The 12,951-nt window shown below is 70.0% G+C and carries 10 protein-coding genes and 1 tRNA gene; 4 read left to right on the top strand and 7 right to left on the bottom strand.

All coding sequences use genetic code 11. The annotated features are described in order from the left end of the window. The first annotated feature begins 47 nt into the window (after positions 1-47). Together FBY35_RS33130 and FBY35_RS33125 are read left to right on the top strand one after the other, a co-directional pair. Positions 48-121 (top strand) — tRNA-Ala (locus FBY35_RS33130). Between the two features lie 127 nt (positions 122-248). Beyond that, positions 249-2,543, top strand: coding sequence for an MMPL family transporter (locus tag FBY35_RS33125; protein ID WP_142217605.1), 2,295 nt, complete (start codon positions 249-251; stop codon positions 2,541-2,543). Between the two features lie 21 nt (positions 2,544-2,564). Here the strand turns inward: FBY35_RS33125 and FBY35_RS33120 are convergent, their stop codons facing one another. Further along, positions 2,565-3,533, bottom strand: coding sequence for a serine protease (locus tag FBY35_RS33120; RefSeq protein ID WP_142217604.1), 969 nt, complete (start codon positions 3,531-3,533; stop codon positions 2,565-2,567). Between the two features lie 116 nt (positions 3,534-3,649). Then, positions 3,650-4,138 (bottom strand): GNAT family N-acetyltransferase, encoded by a 489-nt coding sequence (locus FBY35_RS33115; protein WP_142217603.1) that lies wholly within the window; start codon positions 4,136-4,138, stop codon positions 3,650-3,652. Positions 4,139-4,193: 55 nt separating this feature from the next. Between FBY35_RS33115 and FBY35_RS33110 the strand changes: the two genes are divergently transcribed. Further along, the gene (locus FBY35_RS33110) at positions 4,194-4,985 is read left to right on the top strand and encodes an exodeoxyribonuclease III (protein ID WP_142217602.1); all 792 of its coding nucleotides are present in this window, start codon (positions 4,194-4,196) and stop codon (positions 4,983-4,985) included. A gap of 79 nt (positions 4,986-5,064) precedes the next feature. Here FBY35_RS33110 and FBY35_RS33105 read toward each other — a convergent pair whose 3' ends face one another. From FBY35_RS33105 to FBY35_RS33090, 4 genes are all read right to left on the bottom strand, one after another. Then, entirely contained in the window at positions 5,065-5,259 is a 195-nt protein-coding gene (locus tag FBY35_RS33105) for a hypothetical protein (protein WP_142217601.1), read from the bottom strand. A gap of 131 nt (positions 5,260-5,390) precedes the next feature. Then, positions 5,391-6,272 carry an SDR family oxidoreductase gene (locus FBY35_RS33100; RefSeq protein WP_142217600.1) on the bottom strand — a complete coding sequence of 294 codons (882 nt, stop codon included), beginning with the start codon at positions 6,270-6,272 and terminating at the stop codon, positions 5,391-5,393. Then, a complete protein-coding gene (locus tag FBY35_RS33095) occupies positions 6,269-7,138 on the bottom strand; it encodes an alpha/beta fold hydrolase (RefSeq protein ID WP_142217599.1) in 870 nt (289 codons plus the stop codon). Before FBY35_RS33095 ends, FBY35_RS33100 begins: the two co-directional genes overlap by 4 nt. Further along, entirely contained in the window at positions 7,135-8,667 is a 1,533-nt protein-coding gene (locus FBY35_RS33090) for an NAD(P)/FAD-dependent oxidoreductase (RefSeq protein ID WP_142217598.1), read from the bottom strand. Before FBY35_RS33090 ends, FBY35_RS33095 begins: the two co-directional genes overlap by 4 nt. Positions 8,668-8,824: 157 nt before the next feature. Between FBY35_RS33090 and FBY35_RS33085 the strand changes: the two genes are divergently transcribed. Further along, complete coding sequence (locus FBY35_RS33085) at positions 8,825-9,439, top strand: MerR family transcriptional regulator (protein ID WP_142218301.1); 615 nt, start codon at positions 8,825-8,827, stop codon at positions 9,437-9,439. A 100-nt stretch (positions 9,440-9,539) separates the two neighbouring features. Here the strand turns inward: FBY35_RS33085 and FBY35_RS33080 are convergent, their stop codons facing one another. Beyond that, positions 9,540-12,833 carry a S41 family peptidase gene (locus FBY35_RS33080; protein ID WP_142217597.1) on the bottom strand — a complete coding sequence of 1,098 codons (3,294 nt, stop codon included), beginning with the start codon at positions 12,831-12,833 and terminating at the stop codon, positions 9,540-9,542. Positions 12,834-12,951: the final 118 nt, after the last annotated feature.

Genomic DNA, 12,951 nt, shown 5'->3' with positions numbered 1-12,951 from the left:
GATTTCCAAGCACCCCGACGGGGATGCTAGAGTTTCACTCGTTGCAAGGGCCTGTGGCGCAGTCTGGTAGCGCACCTCGTTCGCATCGAGGGGGTCTGGGGTTCAAATCCCCACAGGTCCACAACAACTGACGAAGTCCCGCCCGGTCATCACGACCGGGCGGGACTTCGTCGTTTTGCGTATGCCGTTGCGACCGGCCGGGCTTTTAATGCCGAATGTCCGATTCGTGATCCCTTCGGGAGAGACGCATGTCGATGGTCGAGCCGCCCCCGCAGACCTCCCGTCCGTCCGAACCCGTGCCCCGCAAGGGGCTGCTGCGCAGGCTCGGTGAATGGTGCGCCCACCACTTCGTGATTGTCATCGTCCTCTGGCTGGTCGCCCTTGCCGGTCTTCAGGTGCTGCATCGCACATATGGCGGCGAGTACTCCGACAACTTCTCGCTGTCCGACGCGCAGTCGACGAAGGGTCTTGACGTACTGAAGGAGCACGAGCCGTCCGCGGGCGGCTACAGCAGCCTGATCGTGCTGAACGACACCGCCAAGCCGCTCACCGACCTCAGCTCACAGGTGTCCACGGTGGTCGCGAATCTGCAGAAGCTCCCCGACGTGATCTCGGTGCAGAATCCGCTGCCTCCCCCCGGAACCAAGCCACCGGCGCAGCCGTCCGGACAGAACATCGGTCCGCTCTCAACGGACGGCCAGACCGCGTACGTCACCATCACTTTCGACAAGCAGCCCTCCCTCCTGAAGGATTCGTATCTCGACGGGGTGGACCAGGCCGTCCAGCCGCTGCGGTCCGCCGGAGTGGACGTGGAGTACGGCGGTTCGCTGGGTGAGCTGGCCCGTCCCGAGCCGGACGACCGAGTCAGCGAGCTGATCGGTTTCGCGGTTGCGATCGTGGTGCTGCTGATCGGCTTCGGCAGTCTGATCGCCGCCGGTCTGCCGCTGGTGACCGCGCTGATCAGCGTGATCTGCGGACTCGCCGTCCTCGGGCTGATCGCCGCCGCTTTCACCTTCGCCACGGTCTCGCCGACGCTGGCCACCATGATCGGCCTCGGTGTGGGCATCGACTACGCGCTGTTCCTGATCACCCGGCACCGGCAGAACCTCATGGACGGCGCGGACCCGGTGAGCGGGGCCGGCCGGGCGGTGGCCACCAGCGGCCGGGCGGTGCTCGTCTCCGGCTGCACGGTCATCATCGCCCTGTGCGGCCTCTGGGTCTCCGGCCTCAGTTTCATCGGCAAGCTCGGCGTGGCCGCTGCCATCACCGTGGTCACGGCAGTCACGGGCGCCCTCACCCTGGTGCCCGCCATGCTGGGGCTGTGCGGCAGGACGATCGACAAATACCACGTGCGCAAGCCGATCGCCGAGACGGACGCGGAGCCCGGCGAAGAAGCGCACGGAACCTGGCACCGGTACGCGCAGCGCGTCGAGCGCCGCCCGTGGTGGTTCCTGACCAGCGGGGTGGTGGTCCTGGTGGTGCTGGCCATTCCGCTCTTCTCCATCCAGCTCGGGCACATCGGGGACGGTGCGGACCCGAAGTCCTTCACGGACCGGCGTGCCTTCGACCTGATGTCCGCGGCCTTCGGGCCCGGATCCAACGGCCCGTTGACCCTTGTCATCGACCAGACATCGGTGCCGTCGGCCGACCGGGCGGCGCTCGCCTCGCAGGCTCAGAAGGCGCTCACCAATGTGCCGGGGGCCGCGGTCATCACTCCGCTGAAGCCGACCCAGGACGGCGATGTCCTGGTCGGGACCGCGTACTCGAAACAGGCGCCGCAGGACAATGACACAACGCAGCTGGTGAACCGGCTGGTGGACACCACCCTGCCGGACGCCGTATCGGGCACCGCCGCGAAGGGCTATGTCACGGGTGCGACGGCCGCGCAGGTCGACTTCCTGGACATCGTCTCCGAGCGGCTGCCCCTGATCATTCTGGCCGTGGTCGCCCTCGCCTTCATCATCATCCTGATCGTCTTCCGCGGAGTGCTCGTCGCGGTCAAGGCGGCCGTGCTGAACGTCCTTTCCATCGCGGCCTCGTACGGAGTCGTGGTGGCCGTCTTCCAGTGGGGCTGGGGAGGTCCCGCCCTCGGGGTGTCCGGCGACGTGCCGATCGAGAGCTATGTGCCGATGATGATGTTCGCGATCGTCTTCGGTCTGAGCATGGACTACGAGATCTTCCTGCTCACCCGCGTCCGTGAGGCGTGGCTGCGCACGGGCGACTCCAAGGCGAGCGTGGCGCACGCGCTGGAGATCACCGCGCGGGTCATCACCTGCGCCGCGCTGATCATGGTCAGCGTCTTCGCCGCCTTCATCGTCAGTGACAACATCGTGGTGAAGATGCTCGGTCTGGGCCTCGCGGTGAGTGTGCTGATCGACGCGACCGTGGTGCGGCTGCTCCTGGTCCCGGCGGTGATGACCCTGTTCGGGCCCGCGGCGTGGTGGATGCCGCGGTGGCTGGACCGGATCCTGCCGCATGTGGACGCGGAGGGCGAACACGAGGAGGAGGCCGCTCTGGCGGGCGGCAGGACCGGCGGGAGCTGAGCGCCCCCGCCGGCTCTCGGCTCAGGACACCTGCGCCTTGTCGTACACCGACTTGGCGTCATTGCCGAAGTAGGGGCCGAACATCCGGTTGGGCAGGAAGATGTAGCCGAAGCTGTTCACGGAAGCCTGCAGACCGGTGCCGGTGGCCTCGCTGAACGAGGTGAACCAGGGGCCGCCGCTGGAGCCGCCCGTCATATTGCAGCCCAGGCTGTGGTCCTGCGAGAAGAGGAAGTCCTTGGAGGAGTTCCCGCTGCAGTAGACGAGCTTGGTGCCGTCGTACGGAGAGGCCGCGGGGAAGCCGAAGGCGTACATCGGCTTGTTGTAGCCGCCGTTGAAGCTCAGGCCCTGCCCGCCGACTGTCGCGGCGAGCGTCTTGCCGCCCAGCGGGGCGACGACCGCGGCGCCGACGTCGTAGTTGATGTCCTCACTCGCCACCCACTGGGTGGTCGAGAAGGTCTTGGTGGCGGACCACTGCCCGTACGGGGCCTGGCCGTTGTTGTAGCCGGGCACGAAGACCCAGTTGGTGTGCCAGCTGCCCTGGTACTTCACGCAGTGGCCCGCGGTGATCACCGTGCTGCCGTTCTGGCTGGTGACCGAGTCGCCGGAGCAGGACGCCGTACGTCCCTGGAAGGTGAAGAACACCCGGCCGGAGGTCTTGACCACGGCGCCGCTGCCCGTCCAGGGGCCGCCCGCCTGCGGAAAGGCCGTCGGTCCTACGGCAGTTGAGGATGCCGCGGTCGGGGCGATGACCGTCTGCGCGCCGCCCGGCCCCGGTGCCTTGACGGAACCGGGGGAGACCCGGAGCACATCGAGCGGAGTGGCGCTGCGCATCCGTTCAGCGGTCCAGAAGCCCTTCGTCTGCTGCTGCTTGAAGACCGTAGGGGTGGGGGACGGGGCGGGGGCGGCGCTTGCGGCGGTGGCCGACAGTGCGCCGGCGAGCAGGGTGCCGGCGGCCAACAGGATTCCTGCGGCGGTGCGATGGCGTCTCACGCATGTCTCCTTCTGCCGTGCCCGCGCGTGGTGTCGCGCGGGCAGGGTGGGGGATGAGGCGGTGCGGATCGGCTTGCACGTGCGTGAGGCAGAGTGCCACGGGAATCTTGGTTATGTCAGGGGCGCGACAAGAGCTTGGCGAAGCAGCGGCTGTCCTCGAACTCGCGGTAGTGGCCGAATTTCTGCGCACACAGCTCATAGCCGCTGGACAGATAGAGGGCGATCGCCTCGGGCTGCTTCGTTCCGGTCTCCAGGACCATCCGGGTCCGGCCGGCCGCGCGGGCGTCGTCCTCCAGAGCGGCGAGGATGCGCCGGGCGAGACCCTGGCCACGCGCCTCGCGGACCACGTACATGCGCTTGAGCTCGGCGTCTCCGTCGCTGTAGCCCTCGTCGTTCTCCTCGTGCGAACGCCAGCCGCCGGACGCGACGGGGTGAGAGTCGTCGTCGTACGCGAGGAGGTAGAGACCGTTCGGCGGCTCGAACATCGACGCGTCGAGCGGTGTGACATCGCCGTCGTCGCTGTACCGCTCGGCGTATTCGAGCTGCACCTGGTCATTGAGCTTGACGGCGTCGGGGTGGTCGAACGGCATGGGTCTCAGATCCATGCCCACGAGCGTACGTGTGGGCCGCACCGGGATGCGGCCTGGGTAGGGTGCCGGGATGCTCACCGTGACAAGCGTGAATGTGAACGGGCTGCGCGCCGCCGCCAAGAAGGGCTTCGTTCCGTGGCTGGCCACAACCGCCGCCGACGTCATCTGCCTCCAGGAGGTACGGGCCGAGGCGCACCAGCTCCCGGACGAGGTCCGCGAGCCCGACGGCTGGCACACGGTGCACGCCCCCGCTCTGGCGAAGGGCCGTGCGGGCGTCTCCCTCTACACGCGGCGTGAACCCGACCGGGTACGGATCGGCTTCGGGTCGGACGAGTTCGACGCGAGCGGGCGGTACGTCGAGGCGGACCTGCCGGGTGTCACGGTCGCGAGCCTGTATCTGCCGTCGGGCGAAGTGGGCACGGACAAGCAGGACGAGAAGATGCGGTTCATGGGCGAGTTCCTGCCGTATCTGAGCGAACTCAAGGAGAAGTCCGCGGCGGACGGGCGCGAGGTGGTGGTGTGCGGCGACTGGAACATCGCGCACCGCGAGGCGGACCTCAAGAACTGGAAGGGCAACAGGAAGAACTCGGGCTTCCTGCCCGAGGAGCGGGAGTGGCTCGGGAAGGTCTTCGAGGAGTACGTGGATGTGGTGCGGGCCCTGCACCCGGACGCGGAGGGGCCCTACTCGTGGTGGTCGTACCGCGGGCGGGCCTTCGACAACGACAGTGGATGGCGCATCGACTACCAGGTCGCGACGGCGGGTCTGGCGCGGCGCGCGGTCAAGGCGTGGGTGGAGCGGGCGGCGACGCACGGGGAGCGCTGGAGCGACCATGCGCCGGTGACGGCGGTCTACGACCTGTAACCGACGGCTCCCCACGCGAAAGGCGCACCCGGCGTCCCGGGTGCGCCTCGTTCACGTTCACGTTCACGCGGAGCGTTCGTCACGCGTCGTAGTCCAGGTCGAACCTGTCCTGCGCTTCCTGCATGGCTTCGTCGCCGGACCTGTCCTGCTCCCGGACGGGCGTCCGCGCCTTCGAGGCCCGCTCCGGCGCCTCGTCCTGAGCGCTGCGGGCGGCCTGCTGCGCCCGCTCCTCGAGCTGCTGAGCCTTGGCCGCGAACTGGTCCCTGATGCCCATGTCGTCTCCCTGGGGCCTGTCGTTTGGATCTTGCCGGGCTCGCGTGCCTGATCCGAACGGCAGGCCCTAGCAAGGTGCGGGGATTTGGACCTCGACCAGACTGGCACGCACCGGCACACTGCGCATTTCGATCAATGACGCTCCGTACGCGCAGCCTCGTCCGCCGCGCCGCCCGCCCCCACAAGCCCCTTCGTGACTCCCTCGAGGCGCGGTGCGAAGCGCCGCATCTCGCGCTGTCCCACGATCCCGATGAGCGATGGCAGGTACCCCCGCACCGACTGCATCCCGCGCAGCCACCACTGCCCGTACACATGCGAGGACCGCCGTTCGATCCCGGCCACGATGCGGTCCACCGCCGGGCCGAGCGGATACGTCTTGTTCGCCGGCCACGGCAGCCGCTGCCGCAGCTCGCGCATCACGTCGTCCTGGTCCGCGCCCCGGACCAGATCCGTGTCCGTCCAGGACAGGTAGCCGACACCGACCCCCACGCCGCGGTAGCCGGCCTCCGCGCGCAGGCTGTGGGCGAAGGCCTCGACGCCCGACTTGGACGCGCAGTACGCCGTCATCATCGGCGCCGGGGTGATCGCGGCCAGCGACGCTATCTGCAGGAAATACCCCCGGCTCTCCACCAGGACCGGCAGGAACGCCCGCCCCGTCACCGCGCTGCCGATCAGGTTGACCTCGATCACCCGGCGCCACGACACCGGATCCGAGTCCATGAGTGGACCGCCCGCCGCCACGCCCGCGTTCGCGACGACGATGTCGACCTTGCCGAAACGCTCCTTGACCTCCTGCGCGACCCGCGCCATCGCCTCGTGGTCGGTGACGTCCGCGTACCAGTGGTCGCTCTCGGCGTGCAGCCGCTCCGAGACCTTCTTCAGCTCGTCCGGCTCCAGGCCCACGAGCGCCACCTTCGCGCCGCGCGCGGACAGTTTGCGGGCCAGCAGCTCGCCCACGCCCCGCGCCGCGCCGGTGACGACCGCGACCTGTCCCTCCAGGCTGGTCCTGCTCATGCAGCCTCCTCCTTCGCGTTCAGGTACGTGTCCACCAGTTCACGGATCTTCGCAGTGACGGCCTCCGGAGCCTCCACCGGCGTCATATGGCCCATCCCGGCAAGCTCCACGAGCTCCAGGCACCGCGGCAGGGCGTCGGCGAGTCGCCGGGCGTGCACCATGGGAGTGAGCCGGTCGGCCGTGCCCGCCAGCACGATCGCGGGCACCCTCAACTCCCGTACGCCCGCGTCGAGATCGAGTCCGGCTAGCACACGCGCCCAGGCAACCCGTGACGCCCTCGGGCAGGCGTGCACGATACGGGCGCACTCGGCGACCCGTTCCGGCGCCGAACCGGGGCCCATCGTCGCGTACTTGAGGATCCGCCTGGAGACCGGCGTCACCGGCCCGAGCGGCGCCCGGGCCCCCAGCACCGCCCGGGTGATCCGGGTCCGCAGCCGTCCGGCGCGCACCGGCAGCACCAGCGACTCGTCGGTCAGCCGCGAACTGCCCGTGCTGCACAGCAGTACCGCGGCCGCGTGCTCGGCGAACGCGGCCCGCCCGGAGGCGGCCATGAGTGTCATCCCGCCCATGGAGTGCCCGGCGAGCACGGCCTTCTCGCCCGGAGCCAGTACCGCCCCGAGCACGGCCTCCAGGTCGTCGGCGAGTGCGTCGGTACCCACCGCGGCGGCCGCGGTGCGCCCGTGACCGCGCTGGTCGTAGACGACGACGCGGTGACCGGCCGCCAACTCCCTTATCTGCGCGGCCCAGAACTCGGTCGAGCAGGTCCAGCCGTGCGCCAGCACGACGGCCGGCGCACCGTCCGGGCCGTGGACCTCGACATGGACCGGGGAACCGTCGGCGGAGACGGCGGTCAGCGTCCGGCTCATCGCGGGACCTCCACGGACTCGGTGGCCTCCGCGGTCGCCTCGACCGCCGCGGACGTGGCGGGCACCCGAACGACCTCGTACTCCGCGAGGTCCACATGCCGCGTCTCCCGCCGGAACTCTCCCGTCGTCCCCGGCCACAGCGTGGTGTTGCGCCCGTTCGCGTCCAGGTACCAGCTGTTGCAGCCGCCGGTCTTCCACACCGTCCGCTCCATCCGCTCCTGCACCCGCCGGTTCCACGCGGCCACCGCGGACGGCCGGGCGGCCAGCGCCGCGCGCCCCCCGAGCACCGTGAGCAGGCGCATGTAGTCGGCCATGTAGCTGAGCTGCGACTCGATCATCAGGATCATCGAGGAGTTCCCGAGGCCCGTGTTGGCGCCGATGATCGTCATCCAGTTGGGGAAACCGGCGGCGGTGGCACCGCGCAGCGACTGCATTCCGTCCTTCCAGGACTCGGCCAGCGTGATCCCGTCGGCGCCGACGACGCGCTCGGCGATCGGCAGGTCGGTCACATGGAATCCCGTACCGAAGATGATCGCGTCGACCTCGGCCTCCGTGCCGTCGGCCGCCACGACCGTCGATCCGCGCACCTCGCTCAGCTCCGAGGCGACGACGTCCACATTCGGCTGTGCCAGCGCCGGGTAGTAGTCGCTCGACAGCAGGATCCGCTTGCAGCCGATGCGGTACGAGGGCGTCAACCGGGCCCGCATTGCGGGGTCCTTGATGGACTTGGCCATATTCGCCTTGGCGAGCGATTCGATGAGCCCGAGCTCGTTCGGCCGTTTGGTGAAGGCGCTGACCTGCAGCTCCCTGATTCCCCAGAGCAGCCCGCGGCGCGCGGTCCCGGTGAACGGCAGCTGCCGGTGCAGCCAGCGCTCGATCCCGCTGATCTTTCGGTCCATCCGCGGCAGCACCCACGGCGGCGTCCGCTGGAACAGCGTCAGCCTGCCTGCCTGCGGCTGGATCGCGGGCACGATCTGGATCGCGGACGCCCCGGTCCCGATCATCGCGACGCGCTTGCCGCGCAGGTCGTAGTCGTGGTCCCAGCGGGAGGAGTGGAAGACCTTGCCGGGGAAGTCGGCCAGACCCGCAATGCCAGGGACCTTCGGGTCGGAGAGCGGCCCGGTCGCGGAGACGACCACGTCGGCGGTCAGCGTCCCTTTGGAGGTCTGGATCTCCCAGCGCAGCCGGTCGCCGTCCCAGCGCATCATCAGCACTTCGTGGTCGAGGCGCATGTGGGAGCGCAGCCGGAAGGTGTCGGCGACATGCTCCAGGTAGGCGCGGATGTGCTCCTGCCCCGAGAAGGTGCGCGGCCAGTCGGGGTTGGGCGCGAAGGAGAAGGAGTAGAGGTGCGAGGGCACGTCGCAGGCGCACCCGGGATAGCTGTTGTCCCGCCATGTCCCGCCGACCGAGCCGGCGCGTTCCAGTACGACGAAGTCGGTGATCCCTTCGCGGCGCAGCCGGACCGCGGCCCCCAGGCCACCGAATCCGGATCCGATCACCGCGACCCGTACGTGCTCGTGCCGGCCCATGCCGCCGCCTCCCCGGTGAAGGTCACAACCCTGCCAGCAATTACTGGCACAGTTGGGAGGGTAAGGCAGCGGCATATCTCGCGGTAGGGGTAGGGCGCGACAAGTTACCGGCGGTACAACATAGGCTTCCCCTGTGGCAGACGTACGCGAGTACCGCATGGAGGAGCTGGCCAAGGAGGCCGGCATCACGGTGCGCACCTTGCGCTTCTACCGCGAGCGTGGGCTGATACAGCCGCCACGCCGCGAGGGCCGCATCGCCTGGTACGACGAGCACCACCTGGCCAGGCTCCGTACGATCGCGGCGCTGCTGGAGCGGGGCCACACGCTGAACGGCATCGCCGATCTGGCCACCGCGTTCGAGAGCGGCCGGGACGTCGGCGAGGTGCTCGGCCTGGGCGAGCCCACCGAGGAGACCCCGGTCCGGCTCAGCCCGGAGGACCTGGCCGACTACTTCGAGGGCGAGGTCACTCCCGAGAATCTCGCCGCCGCGCTGGACCTCGGGTACCTGGCGACCGACGGCGACGAGATCGTTCACATCAGCCGCCGTCTGCTGGACGTCTCTGCCGCGCTCGTACGCGAGGGAGTTCCGCTGTCGGCGGTCCTGGACGCCGCCCGCCGGGTCCGCGTCCACGCGGAGGCGCTGGCGGACCTGTTCGTCGACGTGCTGAGCGCCCACACCCCGCAGGGCGAGGTGGACAGGCTGCGCCCGCTGGCGAAGAGCGTCGTCGAGGCGGAGCTGTCGATGGCGATGGACCGGCGTCTGCGTAAATGAGCCAGGCGTCCTTCAAGCCCCTTCAGGCCACTCAAGCCCGCGGCTCCACGAAAGCCCGCGCCCTCGCGAAAGCCCGCGCCCTCGCGAAAGCCCGCGCCCCTCAGGCCCCCCGCGGCGGCAGCTTCGGCCTGCGCAGGTCCGGGGCGCCGGAGTAGTCCGGGGGCATCGCCATCGGGTGCGTTTTCAGCAGATCCAGGGCCAGTTGGATCGCGTCGTCCAGTTGCACGTGGCGGCCCTCCGCCCAGTCCAGGGGGGTGCGCAGTACGTCCAGGTCCGGGTCCACGCCGTGGTTTTCGATTCCCCAGCCGTATGCGTCAAACCAGGCCGCGTTCATCGGGACCGTGATCACCGTGCCGTCGCCGAGGCGGTGGCGGCCCGTCATGCCCACCACGCCGCCCCAGGTCCGGCTGCCCACCACCGGACCCAGGCCCAGCAGTTTGAACGCCGCCGTGATCATGTCGCCGTCCGAGGACGTCGCCTCGTCCGCCAGCGCGACCACCGGACCGCGTGGCGCGTTCGAGGCGTACGAGACGGGCTGGGCGTCCCGTGTCAGGTCCCAGCCGATGATCTTCCGGGTCAGCTTCTCCACCACCAGCTCACTGATGTGGCCGCCGGCGTTGCCCCGGACGTCGACGATCAGCGCCGGGCGTGACATCTCCCTGCGCAGATCGCGGTTGAACTGCGCCCAGCCCGAGCCGCCCATGTCCGGGATGTGGAGGTAGCCGCATTTCCCGCCGCTCAACTCCAGTACCACCTCACGGCGTTTGGCCACCCAGTCCTGGTAGCGCAGCGGCCGCTCGTCCACCAGCGGGACGATCGCCACCCGCCGCGCGGGACCCTCGCCCTCGGGGGGCCGGAAGGTCAGCTCGACCGTCGTGCCGCCCGCCGCCGAGAGCATGGGGTAGGGGCCGGTCACCGGATCGACGGGGCGGCCGTCGACATGGGTGAGGACCGCGCCTTCGCGGATGCCCGTACCGGCCAGGGGTGAGCGGGCCTTGGAGTCCGAGGACTCGCCGGGAAGAATCCGGCTCACCAGCCAACTGCCGTCCCGGCAGACCAGGTTCGCGCCCAGCAGCCCCATGGCCCGCTGGTAGTGCGGCGGCCCTTCGTTGCGCCGCGCTCCGGTCACGTACGCGTGCGAGGTGCCCAGCTCGCCCAGTACCTCGCGCAGCAGGTCGGCGAACTCGTCCGGCGACGCGACCCGTTCGACCAGCGGGCGGTACTGGTCGAGCACCGCCTCCCAGTCGATGCCGCACATCCCCGGCTCCCAGAAGAACGCGCGGACGATGCGGCCCGCCTCCCCGTAGGCCTGGCGCCACTCCGACGCCGGATCCACCTCGTGCATGATCCGGCGCAGGTCCAGATAGACCGTCGAGTCGCTGTCCCCGGACTCGGTCGCCGGGACGGCGCGCAGCTCCCCGTCGTCCATGACCACCAGCCGGCTGCCGTCCCCGCTGACCGCGAACCAGTCGAGATGTCCGACCAGTTCGGTCTTGCGGGCCTTGGTGATGTCGAAGTGCTCCAGCGTGGGGCGGTGCGAGGGGTCCGCCGGATTGGCGAAGGTCTCGCCGAGCGCCCCGGAGATCGGCCAGCGCAGCCAGACAAGGCCGCCACCGCTGACGGGCCGCAGCGCCGAGTACTTGGACGCCGCCACGGGGAAGGGCGTCACCCGGCTCTCAAGGCCCTCCACCTCGACGGTCACCGTCCCTTCCGCGACCCCTTCCGCCGGCTCGTCCAGCGGATCGAGCCCGCCCGCCGCGGGCCGCCCGTCCGGCAGCAGGGCGAACGGCGAGGGTGTCGCCGACGACAGCGGTACGAGATAGGGGCGGCAGCCCAGCGGGAAGGACAGGTCCCCGGTGTGCACGTCGTACACCGGGTCGAAGCCCCGCCAGGAGAGGAAGGCGAGATAGCGGCCGTCCCGCGTGAAGACCGGATTCTCGTCCTCGAAGCGGCCGTTGGTGACATCGACGATCGTGCGGTCCTTGATCCGGGCCATCTTGATCTGCCGCAGCGAGCGGCCGATGCCCGGCTGGGACCAGGTGAGCCAGTCACCGTCGGGGGAGAAGGCGAGATCGCGGACCGGCCCGTTGACGGAGCGGATCAGTTCGGTCACTTCCCCTCCACCGGAGCTGTCGGCCGGGGAGGTGCCCCCGGACTCCTCGGCCGCGTCGATCAGCAGCAGGCGCCCGTCGTGCGAGGCGATCGCGAGCCGCTGCCCTTCCGGGTCCGAGACAAGCTCCTGGACGCGGCCCAGTTCCCCGGCGGCCAGCCGCCGCGGCTCCCGGTCGCCGCTCGCCCTCGGCAGGTACGCGATCTCGACGGCGTCCTCGCCCTCCGCGTCCGTGACATACGCGACCTGGCCGCCGGTGCCGAGCATCTCCGGCATCCGGACCCGTACGCCCACGATGTCCGCGATCGCGCGGGCGGGCCCGTCGCGGTGCGTGAGCCAGTACAGACTGCCGCGCACGGTGACCGCGCTCGCCCGGCCCGTCGTGTCCACCGAGATCGAGTCCACGTGGCTGGCGGCCGGGACCTGATAGGTCCGCCGTCCGGCACGCGGCCCGCCGAGCCGTACCTCCAGCTTGCGCGGCCGGGCGCCGGGCACGGTCAGATCGTCGACGATCCACAGGTCGCCCGCGCACTGGTAGACCACCCTGCGACCGTCGCTCGATGCGTGCCTGGCATAGAAGGCGTCATGGTCGGTATGGCGCGCGAGGCCGGTCCCGTCGGGCAGGCAGGAGTAGAGATTGCCCACGCCCTCGTGGTCGGAGAGGAACGCGATACGTCCCGAGACGAACATCGGGCAGTCCAGATGCCCTTGCACATCGGCCAGCAGCCGCTCCCCGTGCAGCCAGAGCCGTCCGGTGGCCCCGCCCCGGTAGCGCTTCCACCCGGCCGGTTCGTGGGGAGGCTTGCCGGTGAGCAGCAGGGTGCGGTGTTCTCCGTCGATGTCGGCGACCTGGATGTCGGAGACCGGGCCCCAGGGCAGCCGCTTGCCGGGGGAGCCGTCGGTGGCCACCTTGTAGCCCCAGGAGAAGTAGGAGAAGGGCTGGCCGTGGGAGGAGACGGCGAGGACGTTGCCGTCGGGGTCCCAGCCGCAGACCCGGGTGTCGGTGGAGCCCCAGTAGCTGAGGCGCTGCGACGGCCCGCCGGAGACCGGTGCCAGATGGATCTCCGGGTCGAGGCTGCGCCAGGTCGTGTAGGCGATCTGGCTGCCGTCGGGGGAGAAGCGCGGGTGGCCGACCCGCGTGCGGTCGACGGTGAGGCGCCAGCCGCGTCCCGGTGGGTGCCCGGCCGGTACCAGGGGTGCGATCCAGAGATCGTCCTCGGCGGCGAAGCACAGCAAGTCGTCGTGCAGATGCGGGAAACGGAGATACGCGACGTCGTCACTCACCCCCCAATGCTTTCCGCGCCCAGGGGGCGCGGCAACTTGTGGGGCCGGGGTGCGTTCGAGTCGTGACCCAGGACACAAGCGAAACGGTTTCGTTTCGCGGACGGTCTGGGCTACCGTC

Source organism: Streptomyces sp. SLBN-118 (assembly GCF_006715635.1).
Taxonomy (GTDB): domain Bacteria; phylum Actinomycetota; class Actinomycetes; order Streptomycetales; family Streptomycetaceae; genus Streptomyces.
Note: the sequence above shows the minus strand (reverse complement) of the source record. Positions and strands in the feature narration are given on the sequence as shown.